The organism is Paenibacillus sp. FSL K6-2441, assembly GCF_037964765.1.
Lineage (GTDB): Bacteria > Bacillota > Bacilli > Paenibacillales > Paenibacillaceae > Fontibacillus > Fontibacillus phoenicis.
The window spans coordinates 3,186,475-3,207,891 of sequence record NZ_CP150174.1 but is presented as its reverse complement, the minus strand read 5'-3'; the positions used below and the strand labels follow the sequence as shown (position 1 = coordinate 3,207,891).

The window sequence follows — 21,417 nt, the reverse complement described above, 5'->3', positions numbered from 1 at the left end:
TCAAAGATGAAAGCCTTTACTTTTTTGGGTAACACCGGGAATGAGGGAAGCAACTCAGGTATCAGCAGGCGAAAGCCTGTTCATACAATACAAGTTTGATCAAGATGACGAGGGGGAACGTAGAAATGAAGTGGAAAAGCCCTAAAGCATTCGCGGCGATCTTGCTCGCGAGTACGGTGTTGGTTGCGGGTTGCGGAAGTAACGGTAACAATGCTGCCAACAGCAGCAATACCGGCAACGCGGGAAGCAATGCGGAAGCGTCCGCAGATAACAGCCCGATCACCTTTACCTTCTTTGGTGCGGATGCCAGCCCGAACTGGAACAACATGCAGGACGATGTAGGCAAAGTGATTACAGAGAAAACCGGTGTAACGCTTGAAGCCGAGTTTGACGTAGGTGCCGGCGGCGGCGAAAACAAAATCGCGCTGATGGCCGCAAGCGGTGACGTTCCGGATCTAATTTTTGCCAAAGGGGAATTGAGCAAGCTGGTGGATGCCGGTCTCATTATCGACTTGGCTCCGCTTATTGAAGAGCATGCACCAAACCTGAAGAAAATTTTCAGCGAAAATATGAACCGTCTGAAATACAGCAACGATGATCCTGCGATTTATTCCATCTTCACGAATGGCGGCGTGGATCAGCAGTACTTCGACGCTGGCGGAGGCTTCGAAATCCAGCAACGCGTTTTGAAAGAGCTGGGATATCCGAAGATTCGTACGGTTAAGGATTTTGAAAACGTGCTGAAGCAGTATGTAGAGAAACACCCGACTACAGACGGTCAGCCAACCATTCCGCTGACACTGAGCGCCGATGACTGGAGAATCATGATTACGGTAACGAACCCGGCGTTCCTGACAACAGGTGCACCGGACGACGGCGAATATTATGTCAATCCGGAAACTTATGAGGCGATGCTGCATTACAAACGTCCGGAAGAGAAGGAATACTTCCGTTGGCTGAATCACATGTATAACGAAGGCCTCCTGGATAAAGATACATTCGTGCAAAAAGAAGACCAATACAAAGCGAAAATTGCCAGCGGCCGCGTGCTTGGCCTGATCGACCAAGAGTGGGGATATCAGGATGCAGAAAACGCGTTGAAAACAGCTGGTAAAGACGAGTACACTTACGCGCACTTCCCGGTTACTTTGACGGAGGAATATGAAGATCATTCCTTCCAACAAGCAGGCGTTGACGGCTACGGAATCAGCATCACCACAGCATGTAAAGATCCGGTTCGCGCCATCAAATTTATCGATTGGCTGTCTTCTGACGAAGGTCAGGTTTTGAGAAACTGGGGCGTAGAAGGTAAACACTATACGGTTGATGAGAACGGCCAACGCGTCATTCCAGCCGACATTCAAGAACGTAAAGTAAATGACAGCACGAACTTCACGAAGGAATCCGGCATCAGCTTGTACCGCATCTTCGGTGCGAACTATGGTGACGGCGTGAAAGATCCTTCGGGCAACTACTACACCACGAACTTCCCTGAGCAAATCGTGGCAGGCTACACCGAAGCTGAAAAAGAAACGTTGAAAGCTTACAATGCAACAACTTGGAAAGACCTGTTCCCAGGTGAAGATGCATTCCCTGCGAAGGATTGGGGCGCTCTGTACAACATGCCTGTTCCTACGGACGGCGATTACCAAGTGATTTACCAAAAAACGCAGGATATCATCCGTAAGCGGATTCCGGAAGCGATTCTGGCGAAGGAAGCCGATTTCGACAAGATTTATGACGCTTTCCTTGAAGAGCTGGACAAAGCCGGCGCGAAGAAGATGGAAGCCGAGTATACGGAATTGGTTAAGAAGAGAGTCGAATTGTTTACCGGTAAGAAATTGTAATTGTAGCTTAGCATTAACAATCTAAATAGGATTGCAAAAAGGCCCGTGTGTTTTCGGGCCTTTTTGCGCCAGTTAGCCATTATATACATCATTCAGGAGGATGAGGAAACTGAACTATTCGGAGCAAACGGAGTGGAAGCTATGGTATGATCGCCCCGCTTCTCGCTGGGAGGAAGCTCTTCCCGTTGGAAACGGGCGAATCGGCGGGATGGTCTTCGGCGGGATTCATCGCGAGCGGATTGCGCTGAATGAAGATACGTTATGGTCGGGATTCCCCCGGGACCCGCAAAACTACGATGCGCTGCGTCACCTTGGACCGGCCCGGGAACTGATCTTCGCCGGCAAATACAAAGAGGCCGAGAAACTGATCGATGCGAAAATGCTAGGCCGACGCACGGAATCCTACCAGCCGCTTGGGGATTTGTGGCTAGAGCAGGGAGATTCGGCGACGGAGGCCGATGGGAATGAGCTGCAGGGATTCCGACGGGAATTGGATCTGGCGACCGGGATCGCAACGACGACTTATCGGATCGGGGGGGCGGAATATCGCCGCGAGGTATTCATCAGTGCGGTTGATCAGGTGATGGTTCTCCGCATTACGGCGCTGGGGAGTGAACCTGTGAATATGGCCGCTTCGTTGGACTCACTTCTTCGGCATCAAGCCTTCGGCGGGCCGGCGGAAACGGCACGGATCTGCATGAGAGGCCAGGCCCCCAGCCATATTGCCGACAATTATCGCGGGGACCATCCGCAGTCGGTCTTATACGAGGACGGCTTGGGCCTCACCTTTGAGGCCCAGCTCTTGGCGCTGCCGGAGGGCGGCGGCACGGTGCAGGCAGATGCCTCAGGCCGGCTGACGGTGAGCGGGGCGAAGGCGGTGACGCTGCTGCTGGCAGCCGCCACGGATTACGCCGGCTATGATCAGGCGCCGGGAAGCGGCGGCATCGACCCGGCGGAGCGATGCCAGGCGGCGCTGGATGCGGCCGCAGCGCTTGGCTATGAGCAGCTGCGTCAGCGCCATGAGGCGGATCACCGCCGGCTGTTCGGCCGCGTTGAGCTGCGGCTGGGCCGCGCGGAGGAGGCCGCCGAGCGGGCAGCCCGTCCGACCGACGAGCGGCTTGAGGCTTATCGCCGCGGAGAGTCGGACCTTGGGCTGGAGTCGTTGTATTTTCACTACGGCCGATATTTGCTGATGGCCAGCTCCCGGCCGGGGACGGAGGCTGCTCATCTGCAGGGCATCTGGAATCCGCATGTGCAGCCGCCGTGGAACTGCGGGTATACGACCAACATCAATACGCAAATGAATTATTGGCACGCAGAGGTGGCGGGGCTGGCCGATTGCCATGAGCCGTTGTTCGAGCTGATCCGTGATCTTAGCGTAACCGGAGCCCGAACGGCGCGGATTCATTACGGCGCCCGGGGCTGGGTCGCTCATCACAATGTGGATTTATGGCGCCAATCCACGCCATCGGACGGCGAGGCCAGCTGGGCGTTCTGGCCGATGGGCGGCGTGTGGCTGTGCCGCCATTTATGGGAGCATTACGAATTTGGGCTGGACGAGCAGTTTCTGCGGGAGACGGCGTATCCGCTGATGAAGGGAGCCGCCGAGTTCTGCCAGGATTGGCTGGTGCCCGGACCGGACGGACAGCTGGTTACAGCCCCATCAACTTCACCGGAGAACAAGTTCCTGACACCGGATGGCGGTGAGCCTTGCAGCGTGTCTGCGGGCAGTACGATGGATCTGTTCTTGATCCGTGAACTGTTGGAGCATACGATTCGGGCCGCAGAAATTCTTAAGGTTGACGAGGCGTGGCGACAAGAGCTGGCCGATACGCTCACGCGTATGGCTGAACCGCAGATCGGCCCGGACGGCCGGCTGCAGGAGTGGAGCGAGCCGTTTGCAGAAGCCGAGCCGGGACATCGGCATGTGTCACACTTGGTTGGCTTCTACCCGGGCAATGCGATCACGGTGCGGCAGACGCCGGAGCTGGCAGAAGCCGTCCGCCGCACGCTGGAGGCGCGCAACCAGAATGGCGGAGGCCATACTGGTTGGAGCTGCGCATGGCTGATCAACCTATATGCCCGGCTGGGCGACGGGGAAACCGCTCATCGGTTCGTGAACACGCTGCTGTCACGTTCCACTTATCCGAACCTGTTCGACGATCATCCGCCGTTCCAGATCGACGGTAACTTTGGCGGGGCAGCCGGCATCGCCGAGATGCTGCTGCAAAGCCATATGGGCGGCATCGATCTGCTTCCGGCCCTGCCTGCGGCCTGGACGAGCGGGCAGGCCAGCGGCCTAAGGGCCCGCGGCGGGTTCACCGTCGACATGACGTGGGAGAACGGCCGCTTAACGTCGGCCCGCATCACGTCAACGTCCGGCAGCCACTGTACCCTGCGCGGGCTGCAGGGCCTGACCGTCCGCTTGCCGGACGGCCGCACCGTGCAGGAAGGCGAAAGCTTCCTGACGGAGGCGGGGGCGACGTACCTCGTAGGCTAGAAGGAAAAGCCCCGAATTTCTCGCGGGGGGGCGCTCGGCGTCAAATGAATGCAAAAGTGCAGTTTTCCACGAAAAAAAGCCCTCCCCTTTTGGGTTAGGCTTTGTTAGACGAATGCGCCGTACCGCCCCGGACTTGAACGTTCCCTAATGCAGCCTGCGGAACTGCTGGGGCGTCATGCCTGTGTGCTTGCGGAACGTGGCGACGAAGTGGCTGGCATCGCGAAAGCCCGTTTTGCCGGCGATCGCAGCGACGGTGACGCCGGGTTCGCTGGCCAGATGCTCCTTCGCCTTATGGATGCGCATTTGCGTGAGGTAACTGTACGGGGCGATGCCAAATGATTGCTGGAACAGCTTGCTGAGATGTCGCCCGGACATTCCGGCTACTTCCGCCAACGTATCCAGCCCCACGTTAGGATTGCCGTATTCCCGCTCCATCCAGGCGAGCAACGGTCCCAGCTTCTCCATGATTCGCGGGACAGCGCTGCTGCTTACTTGGCCGAATTGGCTCAGGACAGCGAGGAACCGGTACACCTCGGTTGAGGTCTCCAGGCCAAACGGGTCCTGAATGCTGTCCAGCCGGTTCAGCAAGTGGCCGAGCAACGGGGATATGGGGGCCTCCGGTTCCCAGCGGAACAGGACGGCCTCCCGGATGCCAAACGCAGCCAATATCGATCCGGCAGCCGCTCCGCCAAAGGTGAGGTAATAGGTCTCCCATGTCGAGCTCCGCTTGGCCTGATAAGCGTGAGGCATACCTGGCGGCAACAGCATCCCGCTACCTGGCTGAAGCAGGAACGTACCGCTGCCGAACGTTAGCTCTCCCTCGCCCTCGGCGGTATGCAGCCAATGGTAATAAGGGTAGCCGTCCGGGCGGACGATTTTTTCCTGATTTGGATTATAGCCGACGCTTTCGAGGAGCAAGGGAAGATTCGGTGTGGCAGCCGGGGAAAAAACAAAACGGGTAAAGGCCCGTGAACTCATCGTGCGAATTGCCTCCTAAGTTTGATCCATATTATTATATTACAATTCGAAATTATTATATATAAAGCGGGAAATTTCAACCTTACAATGGACTTAGAAGTTATATATCGCAAAAGGATGTGGATATGGTGATCAACGAGAAACTGCCGAAGATTTGGTACGGCGGCGACTACAATCCAGAGCAGTGGGGACCAGACGTCTGGAAAGAGGACGAGCGGATGTTTAATCTGGCTGGGATTGATGTGGCGACGGTCAACGTTTTTTCCTGGGCGCTGATTCAACCAAGCGAGGAAACGTATGACTTTGCACAATTGGACGAAACGATTGACCGCTTGTACAAAAGCGGCGTGTATGTCTGCCTGGCGACCAGCACCGGGGCTCACCCGGCGTGGATGGCTCGCAAATATCCGGACGTGCTGCGCGTTGACGTGCAGGGACGGAAACGCCGGTTTGGCGGACGTCATAACTCTTGCCCCAATTCGCCGACCTATCGCAAATACGCTGCCCGTCTGGCCGGCAAGCTGGCAGAACGATACAAGGATCATCCGGGGCTGTTAATCTGGCACGTGTCCAATGAATACGGCGGCTACTGCTATTGCGACAACTGTGCGGCGGCCTTCCGCGTCTGGCTGCGGGAACGTTACAAAACGCTGGATGAGCTCAACCGGGTATGGAATACGCGATTCTGGGGCCACACGTTTTATGATTGGGAAGAGATTGTGGTGCCTAACGAACTCAGTGAGGAATGGGGGGGCAACCGCACGAACTTCCAAGGAATTTCGCTGGATTACCGGCGCTTCCAGTCCGATTCGCTGCTGGAGTGCTACAAGCTGGAATACGACGAAATCAAGAAGCATACGCCTAACGTACCGGTAACCACCAACTTGATGGGCTTTTATCCGGAGCTGGATTACTTTAAATGGGCGAAATCTATGGACATTGTTTCTTGGGATAACTACCCGTCCTTGGATACGCCGGTCAGCTTCACGGCGATGGCTCATGACTTGATGCGCGGGTTGAAGAGCGGCGCTCCGTTTATGCTGATGGAACAGACGCCAAGCCAGCAAAACTGGCAGCCGTACAACTCGCTGAAGCGCCCTGGCGTGATGCGCCTTTGGAGCTATCAGGCCGTAGCTCGCGGCGCCGACACGGTGATGTTCTTCCAGCTGCGCCGCTCGATTGGGGCGTGCGAGAAATACCATGGGGCGGTTATTGAGCACGTGGGCCACGAGCACACCCGGGTCTTCCGTGAAGTAGCGGAGCTGGGCCGAGAGCTAGATCAACTGGGCGATACGCTGTTGGATGCGCGGACGGAAGCCAAGATCGGCATCGTCTATGACTGGGAGAACCGTTGGGCGATCGAGCTTTCCAGCGGCCCATCCGTAGCCTTAAACTACGTCAATGAAGTGCACAAATATTACGATACGTTGTTCCAAATGCATGTAGAGAGCGACATGGTGTCAGTGGAGGAGGATTTCAGCAAATACGAAATCCTGATTGCCCCGGTGATGTATATGGTGAAGCCGGGCTTTGCGAAAAAAGTGGAGGAGTTCGTAGCCGGCGGAGGTACGTTTGTCACCACCTTCTTCAGTGGCATCGTGAACGAGAACGATCTGGTGACGCTTGGCGGTTATCCAGGCGAGCTGCGCTCTGTACTAGGCATTTGGGCAGAGGAAATCGATGCCTTGCTGCCAGGCCGCACGAACCAAATCGTGATGAAAGAAGCTTGGGGTGCATTGTCCGGGCAATACGAATGCGGCCTCTTGTGCGATTTAATTCACGCCGAAGGCGCGGAAGTGCTGGCGGAATATGGCTCCGATTTCTATCAGGGGATGCCGGTTGTGACGGTCAACTCGTTCGGCAAAGGTCGCGCGTATTATGTGGCAAGCAGCCCGGACGCCGCCTTCTTGCAAGGATTCCTGAAGAACCTCTGCGAGGAGAAAGGGATCCAGCCGCTGCTGGATGCGCCAGAAGGCGTTGAAGTAGCACGCCGCGTGAAGGATGGGAAAGCTTTCTTGTTCCTGCTGAACCATAACGAAGGGGCCGCCGAGGTGGAGATTGGGTCCGAAGCTTATAAGGACCTGTTGGCGCAAACGGAAGTATCGGGGACGGTTCAAGTCTCTGGCCGAGGCGTTGTCATTTTGGAAGGGAAAAAATAAAGACCATAAAAAAACCGCAAGGCCGTTTAAGTCAGGCCTTGCGGTTTTTGCAAATCGGAGAGGTTCAGCTGTTCTCCAAAATTGTGTTCAGCGTAGTCCGATCCAGTCCGCGCACGAGGCGGATCAACAGCTCCTTCGCTGCAGCGTAATCATCCGTGTGGATGATCGAGGAGGACGTGTGGATGTAGCGGGAGCAAATGCCGATCACGCTCGACGGGACGCCGGTGCCGCTGAGATGCACTTGTCCGGCATCCGTGCCGCCCGGCGACACGAAATATTGGTACTTAATCTTGTGCGTATCTGCCGTATCACGGATATATTCGACCAAGCCGCGATGAGTGATCATCGTTGGGTCGAGGATGCGCAGCAGCGCGCCTTCGCCCAGCCGGCCAAACGCTTTTTTGTCGCCGGTCATATCGTTGGCGGCGCTGGCATCCAAAGCGAAGAAGATGTCCGGCTTAATGAGGTTCGCTGCCGTCCGAGCCCCTCTAAGGCCCACTTCTTCCTGCACATTCGCCCCGGCATACAGTACATTCGGCAGCTTCTCTCCGTGCAGCGCTTCAAGCAGCTCAATGGCCAAACCAACGCCATAGCGGTTATCCCAGGCTTTCGCCATAATTTTCTTCGGATTGACGAGAGGGGTGAACTTGCAAATCGGTACGATTTGCTGGCCGATCTGCACCCCTGCGGCTTCGGCTTCCTCACGGCTGTCCGCGCCGATATCCAAGTACATCGATTTGAGGTCTACCGGCTTGTTACGCTGCGCCTCATCCAGCAGGTGGGTTGGGATCGATCCCACTACGCCGACGATGGGGCCGTTCGGCGTAATGATCTGCAGGCGTTGGGCCAATACGGCCTGGCTCCACCAGCCCCCCAGCGGTTGGAACGACACCATTCCGTTGTCGCTGATCCCGGTGGTCATGAAGCCCACTTCGTCGAAATGCCCGGCCACCATCACCCGAGGTCCTTGCTCATCTCCGCGCAAGACCCCGAACAGCCCGCCAAGGTTATCCTGCACGAATTCCTGCGTGTAGGCCGACATTTTCTGTTTGACGAGGGCCCGCAGTTCTCGTTCAAATCCAGGAGCCGCTGGAAACTCCGTCAGTTCTTTAAATAGCTCGCGCGTTTTTTCATTCATTGCTTGCTTCTCCTTTTTCTAAAGATACGGGTTCCAAAGGCCCGATTTACAGCATCTAGATATCTTAGAATCCATCTCAGATAACCTTCCTACCCTAGTATGAACTACCTTTTTTCGATTGTCCATGGCGATTGGATTGCCCGGATTTCTTGTGCTGTCGTAACTCTGGCGAGCACCCGCCATCCGAGCGCAGCATATACTGCAGAAGCAGCAGTCGATGGGCGAATGAGGAGGCTAAGCTTAATGGAACGGTATGCCAAGGATTGGCTGGTGATCTGTCTGCTCTTTATCCTGTTAGTGATCGTCCTTCTATATTTATAATAACAGGATGCAATTCCCTTGCCCCACCTGATGCAAGTCCGCCGGAACTTGATTCCTGCGGGCTTCTTTGTGTTGTAATTGAGCAGTTTGAAGCCGAAATCCATGGATCATTTTCCAAACATAACAAGCCGCCGGATGACAAATAATGAGTATACCGTGCAAGTTAGGAAAATAAGGAGGAATGCCGTTTGCCTGCAAAAGCGAAAAACAAGCCGGGAGCTCGGGTGAAGCTGAACAACCTGCTGCTGACGGAGGAAGAGTACCAGCAGGTTGCCGACCAGCATAAGCCGAAAACCAACGTTTTGCGCAACTGCGTAAGGGCGTTTCTGGTCGGCGGGTTCATCTGCTTTATTGGCCAATGTATCCAACAGCTGTTTATGACTTTTGCCGACATGTCCGCGCGGGAAGCAGCGAGTCCTACGGTCGCGGTCCTGATTTTCATCTCCGTTGTACTGACCTCGTTTGGCGTGTACGACAAAATCGCCCAATGGGCTGGAGCCGGCACGGCTGTACCTGTGACAGGGTTTGCCAACTCCATGTGCTCCTCAGCCATTGAATCCCGAGCGGAGGGGCTTGTTCTCGGCGTAGGGGCCAATATGTTTAAGCTGGCGGGGTCGGTGATCGTGTTTGGCGTTGTAGCCGCTTTTATTGTAGGCGTGATTCATGTGATCTTCGGCTTGGGAGGAGTGCATTAACCGATGCTGATCGGCGCGCAAACCTGGGAATTTCGCTCCAAGCCGGCCGTTATCGGAGCGGCGACCGTTGTAGGGCCTGAAGAAGGGGAGGGGCCGTTGTCCCACACGTTTGATTTCGTCTACGACAATTTGGAGATTGACGAGAAGACGTGGGAAAGAGCGGAGCGCAAGCTGTTGGAGCACGCTGGGTCCCTTGCCTTGGTCCATGCCGGCATTAACCGGGAGGATCTGTCCTTCTTCATCAGCGGCGATTTGATGAACCAGATTATTACCGCGACGTTTGCGGCCCGGACGATTGCGGCTCCGTATCTTGGGGTGTTCGGTGCCTGCTCGACCTCCATGGAGAGTCTTGCCTTAGCCGCATTTCTGGCTGACGCCGGCGGGGCAAAATATGTGATGGCCGGTACGGCCAGCCATAACTGTACTGTGGAGAAGCAGTTCCGCTATCCAACCGAATACGGTTCGCAAAAACCGGCCACCGCCCAATATACGATTACGGGCGCAGGCTGTGCGGTTGTATCGAAGGAGGGGAGCGGTCCGCGCATTACCCATGCCACGATCGGCCGGATCCAGGATCTCGGTGTTAAGGATCCGTTTAACATGGGAGCGGCCATGGCGCCGGCCGCTGTGGATACGCTGGTTTCCCACTTCCGCGATACGGGCCGGGGGCCCGAGGATTATGATTTGATCGTCACCGGAGACTTAGCTTCGGTGGGACATGCCATCGCCAAGGATTTACTTGAAAAAGACGGCGTCTCGATGGACAAAACGAAATTTGACGATTGCGGATTGATGATTTATGACCGTAACAAACAAACGTATGTGAATGCCGGAGGCAGCGGCTGCGGCTGTTCCGCCGTCGTCACCTATGGCCACATTCTAAGAAAATTAAAGAACCGGGAACTAGGCCGGGTGCTGGTCGTTGCTACGGGTGCCCTCTTGTCTCCGCTGTCCTATCAGCAAGGCGAGAGCATTCCCTGCATCGCGCACGCGGTTGCCCTGGAACAGGAGGTTAACGAAAAATGATATTTTTTTGGGCATTTGTCGTTGGCGGATTGATCTGTGTTATCGGCCAACTGATGTTTGACGTGCTAAAGCTCACCCCGGCGCACACAATGAGTTCGCTGGTCGTCGCCGGTGCAGTGATGGATGCGATTGGCTGGTATGACCCGCTGGTGAAGTTCGCCGGAGCGGGAGCTTCCGTACCGATTACAAGCTTCGGCAACTCGCTGGTGCACGGGGCATTAACCGAACTGCAGCGGGACGGCTGGATCGGGGTTATTACCGGGATCTTCGACGTGACTAGTGCGGGGATCTCGGCGGCGATCATTTTCTCCTTCCTTGCGGCACTTGTTGCCCGGCCAAAAGGTTAAAATTTTTGGAAAACGCATTGCTTTTTGCGGGAACAGTGTACTCCCTATCTATCTTCATGTAAAATAGGTAGATATATACAGGTCTTATTTGGGAGGGAAAATGCGTGCCCGTACATGAGCAATCGATGCAAACTTTGAACGCCGTAAAGAACAACCTGGAGTCGTGTATTTTAGGAAAGTCTTTTGAAATCAAGCTGCTGCTTTCGGCGCTGCTGGCCGGCGGCCATGTGTTAATCGAGGACGTACCCGGTACAGGTAAGACGCAGCTCGTGAAGGCGCTGGCCAAGTCGATGAGCGGAGACTACCGGCGGATACAATGTAATCCAGATATTTTGCCCAGCGACATTACGGGGGTATCGGTTTTCCATCCTCATGAAGAACGTTTCGTATTCCGGCCAGGTCCGGTGATGACGCATATTTTGCTGGCGGATGAAATCAACCGGGCAACTACAAAGACGCAATCCGCCTTGCTGGAAGTCATGGAGGAGCGAAGCGTCACTGCCGATGGCGTGACCTACCCGCTTCCTCATCCTTTTATGCTCTGCGCTACGCAGAATCCGATTGACTTTGAAGGCACTTATCTGCTGCCGGAAGCTCAGTTGGACCGCTTTATGATGAAAATTGGGATCGGTTATCCCGACGCCGACACGGAGAAAGCGATGCTGCGCTCCCATAGTCAAGGCCAGCCGGCAGATCAGTTGGAATCGGTTACAACGATGGAGGAGATTGCCGCCATCCAACGTGAGGTTCAGCGCGTGCATATCAGCGAACCGCTTGCCGATTACTTGCTGGAGATCGTTCGCCGGACACGGGAGCATGAAGAAGTGTTGCTGGGCGCGTCGCCGCGCGCTTCGCTCGCCTTTATGGCCGCAGCCAAGGCCTATGCTTTCCTGGAGGAGCGGGATTATGTGCTGCCCGACGATATTAAGACGCTCGCGCCATTCGTGCTGGAGCACCGGATTCTGCTGCGTCCCGAGTCCCGCCTGGGGCACCGGAACGTCAGCGAGGTGCTGCAGCAAATTCTCCGGCAGGTCCACGTACCGGTCGCCATAGGACGGTAACCGATGCGCGCGCTGGTTGAAGGCGTTAAAGCGGGCCTCACCTCCCGGAAGTTCTGGAGGGTGGCGTCCGTTTGGCTGGTCTGCCTGTTGTATGTCTTGTTTCAAGGCGGGAAAACCTCGCTGATGTTATTTATGATGGTTTCGGTGCTGAGCTTCTACTGGGCGATTGGAGGGTTTGGCGGCGTCAAACGGATCACGGGCTCGCGGACGCTTTCGCTCTCTGGAGAACGGGGCGGGTTGCTTCAAGCCGGGGATCAGGTGGTGGTGAAGCTGCAGCTGCAGCTTCCGGCATTTTTGCCGCTGCCTTACATCGTCGTCAGGGAAACGCTGCGGCGCCATAACGGGGACAGCTGGATGTTCGAGGACAGCATTGTGCCTTATTTCAGCTCCCGATCCGAGCTGGTGTACAAAACGCCGCCCCTCGAGCGCGGGAAATACGCATTTGCCGGTACGAATTGCAGTGCTGAGGATATTTTTGGTCTCATGGAGCATACCAGCGTCTTTCAGACTGGCGGGGAGTTTCGCATCCTTCCCCGAACGGCGTTTATTCCGCACTGGGAGCTGTACAGCCGCAATTCGCGTCTTGCCGGTCCGGAGACGGCCGTTGCACTGTCGCGCCGGGAATCGACTCAAATCAACGGGGTGCGCGATTATGTGTACGGGGATCGGATTTCGCGGATTCATTGGAGCGCTACCGCGAAGACGGGGACCTGGAAGTCCAAGGAGTTCGAGCATGAATCGCTGCCGAAAATGGTTCTGGTGCTGGACGCCCATACGAGCGGATATTTCCGCCCTCCGCAGTTCGAATTGGCCGTATCGACGGCCGCGTCGCTGCTGGAATTTGGGGCTAGAGAACGGATCAGCATGGGGCTGTGCACCATGGGCAAGACCCTCCGTTACTTCCCGCCGGCAGAAGGTTATCTGGAGCGGCAGCAGATGCTGCACCATCTCGTAGATATCGATGCGGACGGATTCGGCAACTACAAGGATCGCTTAGAAGCGAAGCCGGATTTGTTTCAGCCGGGCGCGTTCTTTATCCTAATCAGTCCGCTGGCGGACGACAAGGTGCTGGCTATGCTTAGGTTAGCCAAATCGCGGCAGATGATCCCATATCATATCCAAATCGGGGATGAGGCTGTGGCCGCAGGCGCGCCTAACACATATCAAACCGTTAAACGTTCCGCATGGCAGGCGACCCTGCAGGAGCGGGGACTTCGCGGCATTTACGTCTCCTCTCTGCGCGAGCTTCCCGCAGCGATGGGGGGTGCGAAGCTGTGAAACTTACGGCAAATTCTCAGCTTCCGAAGTCTTATCAGAGCTTAACCCTGTTGTGGATCGTGATCATTGCCATGCAATGGATTGATTTTACGGAGCCGCTGTGGTTTTCGGTCACGACCACTTTGGTGACGGTCACAATCATTATGATGGCTCTGATTGAATGGCTGCTTCCGGTGCAGGCGGCGTGGAAATGGACGATCAAGATCATCGCGCTGCTGTTGATTTGGAGGTTCATCCTGACCAGTTACGGGGTTTACGTTCCGTTTGGCCCGTTTTTTCCCGATCAGATTCGCGGCATGGCGTTAACCTTTACGCCGTATATCTGGTTTTCCTTAATCGCCTGGGTGCTGCTTGAGGCGGCGCTGCGGCTGGTCGTGACTCGTCTGAGAATTTTGGCGTTTTTGGCCGTCCATCTGGTTGCGTTTACGATTTTGGACTCTTTTACACGTTATTATTTATGGCAAAACGTAGCCTGGATTGTATTCGCCGGTCTCGGCTGGCTGGTGAGCGCTCATTTCTACGAGTATCGCCGGAAATATCCGCATGGCTGGCAACGGTTGCGGCAAAGCCCGTTTAAGATCGCCGTGAACATCTTTATCGTCTTTGCCTGCGTGCTGCTGATCGGAATCAGCATGCCGTCGGTGTCGCCTACGCTGACCGATCCGTATACGGCTTGGATCAAGCGCAGCGGGGGAGGCGGCGGCGGTCCCTCAGCCCTGACCAGCGCGTTGGGGGATAGCCCGTCTGCCGTACAAGAGGAGGTCGTCTCCGGCTACAGCCGCGATGACAAAACGCTAGGCGACGGATTCGAATTCAGCTACAGCCCGGTTATGTCCATCGAAACGCCGGTGAGATCTTATTGGCGCGGTGAAACCCGGCGCATCTACTCAGGGAAGGGATGGGCTGACCTGGAGCAGGAAGGCCGGGATACGGAACGTTATCGCGGCGGACCGGACGCCGACCCGCTCATGCACGATCAGCCGGGCAAGGTGGAAACGATGCGGGTAGAACAGATCGTGACGATGAGTACCGATAAGGTGTACCCGGTCTTGTTCGGCGGTTATGCCATCGAAAGCATCGAATTGCTGGACGAACGCCAGCAGGCGGATATGCGCTGGGCCGGCAAACAGGCGGAGCTGTTCTGGAACGGCTACCGCGATCCCGGGGATTTGCCGGATTATCCGCGGAAATATAAGGTGGTTGCCAATATTCCGCTGATCCCACTGAAGGAGTTGGAGCAGGTCAGTTACGATGCGTTGTATCCGGAAGGTGCGCCGGAGGAATATTTGCAACTCCCCAGCAACCTGCCGCAGCGGGTGAAAGACCTGGCCGAGGAAATTACCGCAGAAGGCGAGACACCCTACGCGAAAATGGATTTGTTGCAGCAATACCTTCGGCAAAACTACGAATATACGAACAAGCCGGATTTGACCCGCAGACGCAGCGACGATTTCGTCGACAGCTTCCTGTTTGAAATCCGGCAGGGGTACTGCGACTACTATTCGACGGCGATGGTTGTGATGGCCCGCTCGCTGGGCATCCCCGCACGTTGGGTTAAAGGGTACGCTCCCGGCAGTCAGCCAAGCGACGAGATGATGATGCGCAACCCGGAGCTGGGCCGAGCGTACAATGTGAGCAATGCGGATGCCCACTCTTGGGCGGAATTGTATTTCGGCGATTACGGCTGGATTCCGTTTGAGGCGACGCCGGGCTTCGTCTCTCCGATTATGGAGGCGCCGGAGGAGAGCGAAGATACGCTTACGGTGGATACGAACACCGATACGGAAGTGGTTGCAGCCGAAGAAAGCTTCTTCTCCAAGCTGGATCCGGTGGTCATGCAACGGATTTTCGTTTCGGCCGTCAGTGTCTTATTGCTTTGGACTTTATATCAACTGCGCTCGGAGTTGTATTTCCTCTGGCTCCGGCTGCGGCTGGGCCGCCCGCTGACGCCGGGGGAGAAGACGATTTACGAAACGCTGCGACTCGTAAGACGGATGCGGCGAAGAGGCTTCACCCGCGGCGACCAGGAAACGCTGCGGGAAGCGTTTGGGCGCTGGAAGCTTGAACGACCGCAGCTCGCGGAGGCGCTGGATCCGTTGCTGCTCTTATACGAGCAGGCGATGTACAGCCCGAGTCCGGCTGCCGCCGATTGGCGCACCGCGCGGGAGCTGTCGCGAAAGGCAACCAAATTGGTTGGCGGTCACGGTTGGAGGCAGGCTTGGCCGCCTGGCCCTAAACGGTCCCTTGGTCAATGATCCGATCGTAAACTTATATACTCTGTCAACGTTAACGCCCCCGTGCTTGCGCGGGAGGCGTTTTCTTTTTTAAAATAGAAGCATGTCGGGGGAATAATATGGTATAGTTTGTCGTATGAAACCGAGGTGAACGTATTTGTTTGAGAAGTTTATACCGAATATGCGCGTGGACAGCGTATTCGATATCGATCTGGAAGGACTCTATGCCCAAGGCTACCGCGGTATCATCACCGACCTCGACAACACCCTGGTCGGAGCCAAAGCGCCGCTGGCCACTCCCGAACTGATCGAATGGTTTGAGAAAGTGAAGAAATGCGGGTTTAAACTCGTGATTGTGTCAAACAATAATTTGGATCGGGTGTCGGTATTCGCCAACCCGTTAAATATTGAGTTTGTGCACGCAGCCAGAAAACCGTCCGGCGCAGCTTTTCACCGAGCGATGGAAATGATGGGGCTTGGCCCGAAGGAGACGATCGTGGTAGGCGACCAAATGATGACCGACGTCTTTGGCGGGAACCGGCAAGGGTTGTTTACTGTGCTCGTGCTCCCGATTTCCGTTCAGGATGAAAGGTTCGGCACGAAAATTAATCGCATGCTGGAACGAATCGTGAAGCGGCGGCTGGGCAAGGTTGGATTATGGCTCGAGGAGGACAAGAGGAGATGACGGAAGTACGGGGCGCAGAAGGCGCTCTTCGTTGCAGCGGGTGCGGTGCTGTGCTGCAAACGCAGGATTCAAGTAAGCCGGGGTACGTCCCGGAGCAAGCTTTATCGAAAGAACCGGTGATATGCCAACGCTGTTTCCGGATCAAGAACTATAATGAATCTTCATCCGTTACGGTGGAGCAGGACGAGTTCCTGCGGTTGCTGTCGCAGATCGGCAGTAAGGAAGCGTTGGTCATTCATATCGTGGATCTGTTCGATTTTCATGGCAGCGTGATTACTGGCTTGCAGCGGTTTGTTGGGAACAATCCGGTGCTGCTGGCGGTAAACAAGACCGACCTGCTGCCGAAAGTAACGAACTGGAACAAAGTCCGTAACTGGGTGCAGAAGGAAGCCAAGGACTTGGGGCTGAAGATCGAAGACGTCGTTCTGTGCAGCGCCAAGCAAAACAGCGGCTTCGACCGGCTGCTGGATGCGGTGGCGGCACGGCGCGGCGATCGAGACGTGTATGTCGTTGGCGCAACGAATGTTGGCAAATCAACGCTGATCAACCGGTTGATTCGGGATTACAGCGATCTGGATCAGGAGTTGACCGTTTCGCGTTATCCAGGCACGACGCTCGACATGGTGCACATCCCGCTGGATGACGGCCGGGCGATCATTGATACGCCGGGGATTGTGTATCCGTCCCGCTACAGCGAGCTGGTAGCCCCATCCGATTTGGGCGTCATCATGCCGGACAAGCCGCTTAAGCCGGCGGTATACCAGCTGAATGAGGGACAGACGCTCTTTTTTGGCGGCTTTGGCCGGTTTGATTTCATTCAAGGGGAGCGCCAGTCGTTCACTTGTTTCGTCAACATCCGGGTGCCGATTCACCGTACGAAGCTTGCCCGGGCGGATGAGTTGTTCACGGAACATGCCGGGGAATTACTGTCACCGCCGAGCAAGGAGCATATTGAAGCGTTGCCGGAATGGACGCGCCATGAATTCCGGATTCCGAAGGGCAGCCGGAGCGATGTGTTTATTTCCGGCTTAGGCTGGATCAAAATTAACAACGATGCGGGTGCGGTCGTCGCGATGCATGTGCCTAAAGGCGTGAAGGTGCTCGTTCGGCCGTCGTTGATTTAAGGGTTTGATGGTGTGGACGCTGGCTGGCCTTGCTGGCTAGCGTCTTGCCATGCAGCACAGATAAGGGTAAAAAAAGGCGCTATTTGATGGAAAACGCAAGGATTGAGCAAAATAGCGGTCATTATGGGTGTTATTTTTGGAGCGTGGCCCGAAGTAGGGGCGATTGCGGCGTTTTTCAGGTGGAATAAGGCCATAATTTACCGCTATTTTTGAGTAGAAACGGACTTTAGAGTAAATAAGGCCCATTTGGACCTTTATTATTCGGAAAGTCCGGCGAGCGGGAGGAGAACCGATGGGAGAGCGAGAGCAGGCGAATCACGAAAAATGGGGAGAGACACAGGCAAGGGACTACGGAAGCGCTAGACAACCGCTGCTGCTCGGCGTCATCGGCGATCCGATTCAGCATTCCAAATCGCCGGTGATGCACACCGCCGCCTTGCAGGCGTGCGGGCTTACTGGTGCTTACCTGCCGTTCCACGTCAAAGGGAACCGGTTGGAGGAAGCAATCCGGGGCATTCGCGCGTTGGGGTTCCGAGGCATCAATGTCACGGTTCCGCATAAGGTGGAAGTGATGAACTACTTGGACCACATCGACGAAAGCGCGCGGCTGATCGGGGCGGTGAACACGATCGTGAACGACGACGGCGTGCTCACCGGGTACAACACCGATGGTATCGGGTATATCCGCTCGCTGAAGGAGGAGGCTGCCCCTGAGCTGAAGGGCAAACGCGTGCTGGTGCTGGGCTGCGGCGGCGCAGCCCGGGGCATTGTGTACGCGCTGCTGCAGGAGGAGCCGGGGCGGGTGACAATCGCCAACCGCACCGGGGAGAAAGCGCAGGAGCTGGCCGCCGAATGGTCCGGGCTCGGCAGCTTAACCGGCTGCGGCATGGATGAGCTGGCTGAGGTGCTGCCGGAAGTGGACCTCATCATTAACACCACCTCCGTTGGCATGCATCCGCACGTGAGCGATTGTCCGTTGGATGCGCGGCTCATCCCGGAGGGGATCGTGGTCAGCGATCTGATCTACAATCCGCTAAAGACCGAGCTGCTGGTGCAAGCTGAGGCGAAAGGCTGCACGATTCACAGCGGGCTGGGGATGTTCATTTACCAGGGCGCTTACGCGTTTGAACGTTGGACTGGCCTGATTGCGCCGGTGGGTGCGATGCGGGCAGCGGTCTTGGAGAGCATGAATCAATAACGCAAGTTGTCGCATAATTGAATGTTAAGGGGTCTTGAATACGACATGTTAACAGGAAAACAAAAACGTTACCTGCGCAGTTTAGCGCATGGGCTGCAGCCGATTTTTCAAGTTGGCAAAGGCGGCACCAACGAGCATATGATTAAGCAAATCTCGGAAGCGCTGGAGCGCCGGGAGCTCATCAAAATCTCTGTACTGAACAATAATCTGGACGATCCGCAGGAAATCGCCGAGGAGCTGGCGCAAGGCGCCGGCGCTGAGCTGGTACAGCTGATCGGCCGGACGATTATTTTATATAAGGAGTCTCGTGAATATAAGCAAATCGAGCTGCCTTGAAACGAGCTGCATTCAAAGGTTATTGGAGGCAACGCAACATGAAAAAAGTCGGAATTATGGGCGGGGCGTTTGACCCGATACACCTCGGCCATCTGTTGGCGGCGGAGGCGGCCAGAGAACAATACCATCTGGAAGAGGTTTGGTTCATGCCCTCCCATATCCCTCCGCATAAGCATCAGGCCGGCGTGAGCGGCCAGCAGCGGCTGGAGATGGTCGAGGCGGCGATAGACAGCAATCCCGCCTTTAAGCCGCTGGATATCGAGCTGCGCCGCGGCGGCGTGTCCTACACGGTGGATACGATCCGGGAGCTGCGTGCACTGCATCCCGATCTGGAGTTTTATTTTATTATCGGGGCCGATATGGTGAATTACCTTCCGAAATGGGAAGGGATTGAGGATTTGGCCGGGATGATTTCGTTTATCGGGCTGCAGCGCCCCGGAAGCTTTCTGGAACTGGACGCGCTGCCTCCGTTTATTCAGGAGGCGGTGCAGCTTGCGGAGATGCCGCTTGTTGATATTTCCTCGAGCCTGATCCGCAGCCGCTTATCCGCCGGACGTTCGGTCAGATATATGGTACCGGATGCCGTGTATGAATATATGACAAGGAGCGGATTGTATGGGTTACAGCCGTGAAGAACTGATCGCCTCCGTTTCGGCGGGGATGCCCGCCAAACGCTGGAAGCATGTTGAAGGCGTGATGGAGAGCGCGGTCATTCTGGCCAAGAGGTATGGAGCCGATCCGGTCAAAGCGGATTTAGCCGCTCTGCTGCATGACTTGGCCAAGTTTTGGCCGATTGAGGAGCAGGAAGCGGTCATCCGCGACAACGGTTTAAACGCCGAGCTGCTGAATCACGACAAGCAGCTGCTGCATGCTGAGGTCGGGGCATTCATCTCCAGGCGGGATTACGGGATAGAGGATGAAGAGGTGCTGGACGCGATCCGTTACCACACCTCCGGCCGGGTTGGCATGACGCTGCTGGACAAAATCGTATGTCTGGCAGATTACATCGAGCCGGGGCGCGAGTTCCCGGGCGTGGAGAGGATTCGCGAGCTGGCGGAAACAAGTTTGGAGGATGCGCTGATCGCGGGCTTTGACTCGACGATATCTTTTTTACTGGAGAAGGGGAAGCCGATCTTTCCTTTGACGGTATTAGCACGTAACGATTTGATCGTAAACCGACAAAAATCTAAGGAGGCTGAATGAATGGCGATTAGTTCCAATGAATTGATGAACTTGGCGGTGCAAGCTGCAGACGATAAAAAAGCAATGAACATCGTGGCGCTAGACTTGAAAGGGATTTCCTTGATTGCGGACTATTTTGTGATCTGCCACGGGAACTCGGATACGCAGGTGCAGGCGATTGCCACCGAGATTCGCAAAAGAGCGCATGAGGTTGGCGCCAATATTCGAGGCATCGAAGGCTTGGATTCCGCCCGCTGGGTGCTGATGGATCTGGGGGACGTTGTCGTGCACGTGTTCCATCGCGATGAGCGCGAATATTACAATATTGAGCGGCTTTGGTCGGATGCCAAGGTCGTGGAGACGGTATGAGCCTGGTCGCGGGAACCATCGTCTCTTTACCGATCGATCGCGAGGTATCGCCGTACGGGTATTTTCTAAGTGCAGGCGGGCAAGATGTGCTGCTCCATTACTCCGAGCTGACACGCCAGGTGAAGCCGGGGGAAACGGTGGAGGTGTTTCTGTTCTACGATACGGAGGACCGTTTGGCGGCCACGATGAAGAAGCCGTATCTCACGCTAGGCGAGCTGGCGCTGCTTGAGGTGGCTGACGTGCATCCGCGGCTCGGCTGCTTCCTGGAGATGGGGTTGGGCCGTCAGCTGCTGCTGCCGATCCGTGAGCTGCCCGAGATGAAGGAGCTTCATCCGCAAGTGGGCGACCAGGTGTACGTCATCATGGAGCACGACAAGCAGGGCCGTCTCAAAGCGAAGCTGGCTGGCGAGCAGGATCTGGCTCCCCTTGCTTTCCATGCTCCAACCTCGTGGAAAAACCAATGGCTCGATGCCATCGTCTACAAGCCGCTGCAAATGGGGACGTTTGTGGTCGTCCAAGGCGGCGTGCTGGGGTTCGGGGCGATTGGCTTGATCCACGCCTCGGAACGCAGCCGCTTGCTGCGCCTGGGCGAGCGCGTCCAGGTGCGGGTGGCCCATATCCGTGAGGACGGGCGCGTGAACCTGTCGATGGCGCCGCGCAAGGAAATCGGCATGGGCCAGGATGCGGAGCGCATTCTCGCGTATTTGGAGAGTCGTCCGGGCGGAAGCATGCCGTATTCCGACGCGACGCCGCCGGACCTGATCAAGCAGCGGTTTGCCATCAGCAAGTCCGCGTTCAAGCGGGCGCTCGGCAAGCTGATGAAGGAAGGTAAGGTTGTCCAGAAAGAGAACTGGACCTATTTGGTGCAGTCTCCAGTTGCCGGCACGGACGATCACGGGCAGCCGGAAGCTTAAGCAACAGCAGCAACTAGACAGAAGG

19 protein-coding genes are annotated in these 21,417 nt (G+C 56.0%); 17 read left to right on the top strand and 2 right to left on the bottom strand.

The annotated features are described in order from the left end of the window. Positions 1-125 precede the first annotated feature (125 nt). Together NSQ80_RS14760 and NSQ80_RS14755 are read left to right on the top strand one after the other, a co-directional pair. A complete protein-coding gene (locus NSQ80_RS14760) occupies positions 126-1,847 on the top strand; it encodes an ABC transporter substrate-binding protein (protein WP_009224199.1) in 1,722 nt (573 codons plus the stop codon). A gap of 100 nt (positions 1,848-1,947) precedes the next feature. Next, positions 1,948-4,347: a glycoside hydrolase family 95 protein gene (locus NSQ80_RS14755; protein ID WP_339299624.1), complete on the top strand. Its 2,400-nt coding sequence runs from the start codon at positions 1,948-1,950 to the stop codon at positions 4,345-4,347. A gap of 144 nt (positions 4,348-4,491) precedes the next feature. Here NSQ80_RS14755 and NSQ80_RS14750 read toward each other — a convergent pair whose 3' ends face one another. Further along, a complete protein-coding gene (locus tag NSQ80_RS14750; protein WP_339299622.1) occupies positions 4,492-5,325 on the bottom strand; it encodes an AraC family transcriptional regulator in 834 nt (277 codons plus the stop codon). A 128-nt stretch (positions 5,326-5,453) separates the two neighbouring features. On the opposite strand from NSQ80_RS14750, the gene NSQ80_RS14745 reads away from it, so the two are divergent. Beyond that, entirely contained in the window at positions 5,454-7,484 is a 2,031-nt protein-coding gene (locus NSQ80_RS14745; RefSeq protein ID WP_339299620.1) for a beta-galactosidase, read from the top strand. Between the two features lie 64 nt (positions 7,485-7,548). Here the strand turns inward: NSQ80_RS14745 and NSQ80_RS14740 are convergent, their stop codons facing one another. Continuing rightward, the gene (locus NSQ80_RS14740) at positions 7,549-8,622 is read right to left on the bottom strand and encodes a M42 family metallopeptidase (protein ID WP_339299618.1); all 1,074 of its coding nucleotides are present in this window, start codon (positions 8,620-8,622) and stop codon (positions 7,549-7,551) included. A 509-nt stretch (positions 8,623-9,131) separates the two neighbouring features. Between NSQ80_RS14740 and spoVAC the strand changes: the two genes are divergently transcribed. From spoVAC to NSQ80_RS14670, 14 genes are all read left to right on the top strand, one after another. After that, on the top strand, positions 9,132-9,638 hold the full coding sequence (spoVAC, locus tag NSQ80_RS14735; RefSeq protein ID WP_016311365.1) for a stage V sporulation protein AC: 507 nt from the start codon (positions 9,132-9,134) through the stop codon (positions 9,636-9,638). Positions 9,639-9,641: 3 nt separating this feature from the next. Further along, entirely contained in the window at positions 9,642-10,664 is a 1,023-nt protein-coding gene (spoVAD, locus tag NSQ80_RS14730; RefSeq protein ID WP_260071971.1) for a stage V sporulation protein AD, read from the top strand. Further along, positions 10,661-11,011, top strand: a complete 351-nt coding sequence (spoVAE, locus tag NSQ80_RS14725) for a stage V sporulation protein AE (RefSeq protein ID WP_009224192.1) — start codon at positions 10,661-10,663, stop codon at positions 11,009-11,011. Before spoVAD ends, spoVAE begins: the two co-directional genes overlap by 4 nt. 104 nt (positions 11,012-11,115) lie before the next feature. Next, positions 11,116-12,072: a MoxR family ATPase gene (locus NSQ80_RS14720; protein WP_009224191.1), complete on the top strand. Its 957-nt coding sequence runs from the start codon at positions 11,116-11,118 to the stop codon at positions 12,070-12,072. 3 nt (positions 12,073-12,075) lie between these two features. Further along, positions 12,076-13,350: a DUF58 domain-containing protein gene (locus NSQ80_RS14715; RefSeq protein ID WP_009224190.1), complete on the top strand. Its 1,275-nt coding sequence runs from the start codon at positions 12,076-12,078 to the stop codon at positions 13,348-13,350. Next, positions 13,347-15,605, top strand: a complete 2,259-nt coding sequence (locus NSQ80_RS14710) for a transglutaminase domain-containing protein (RefSeq protein WP_009224189.1) — start codon at positions 13,347-13,349, stop codon at positions 15,603-15,605. Before NSQ80_RS14715 ends, NSQ80_RS14710 begins: the two co-directional genes overlap by 4 nt. A gap of 136 nt (positions 15,606-15,741) precedes the next feature. Continuing rightward, entirely contained in the window at positions 15,742-16,269 is a 528-nt protein-coding gene (locus tag NSQ80_RS14705; RefSeq protein WP_009224188.1) for a YqeG family HAD IIIA-type phosphatase, read from the top strand. Next, entirely contained in the window at positions 16,266-17,393 is a 1,128-nt protein-coding gene (gene yqeH, locus NSQ80_RS14700; RefSeq protein WP_009224187.1) for a ribosome biogenesis GTPase YqeH, read from the top strand. The genes NSQ80_RS14705 and yqeH overlap by 4 nt, the downstream gene beginning before the upstream one ends. Positions 17,394-17,685: 292 nt before the next feature. Further along, complete coding sequence (gene aroE / locus NSQ80_RS14695) at positions 17,686-18,591, top strand: shikimate dehydrogenase (RefSeq protein ID WP_009224186.1); 906 nt, start codon at positions 17,686-17,688, stop codon at positions 18,589-18,591. A 45-nt stretch (positions 18,592-18,636) separates the two neighbouring features. Then, positions 18,637-18,927, top strand: coding sequence for a ribosome assembly RNA-binding protein YhbY (yhbY, locus tag NSQ80_RS14690; protein WP_009224185.1), 291 nt, complete (start codon positions 18,637-18,639; stop codon positions 18,925-18,927). Between the two features lie 38 nt (positions 18,928-18,965). Next, positions 18,966-19,559: a nicotinate-nucleotide adenylyltransferase gene (locus NSQ80_RS14685; RefSeq protein WP_036644628.1), complete on the top strand. Its 594-nt coding sequence runs from the start codon at positions 18,966-18,968 to the stop codon at positions 19,557-19,559. After that, on the top strand, positions 19,543-20,130 hold the full coding sequence (gene yqeK, locus NSQ80_RS14680; protein ID WP_009224183.1) for a bis(5'-nucleosyl)-tetraphosphatase (symmetrical) YqeK: 588 nt from the start codon (positions 19,543-19,545) through the stop codon (positions 20,128-20,130). Before NSQ80_RS14685 ends, yqeK begins: the two co-directional genes overlap by 17 nt. Beyond that, a complete protein-coding gene (gene rsfS / locus NSQ80_RS14675) occupies positions 20,131-20,478 on the top strand; it encodes a ribosome silencing factor (RefSeq protein ID WP_009224182.1) in 348 nt (115 codons plus the stop codon). Further along, positions 20,475-21,392, top strand: coding sequence for a S1-like domain-containing RNA-binding protein (locus NSQ80_RS14670; RefSeq protein WP_339299612.1), 918 nt, complete (start codon positions 20,475-20,477; stop codon positions 21,390-21,392). The genes rsfS and NSQ80_RS14670 overlap by 4 nt, the downstream gene beginning before the upstream one ends. Positions 21,393-21,417 lie beyond the last annotated feature (25 nt).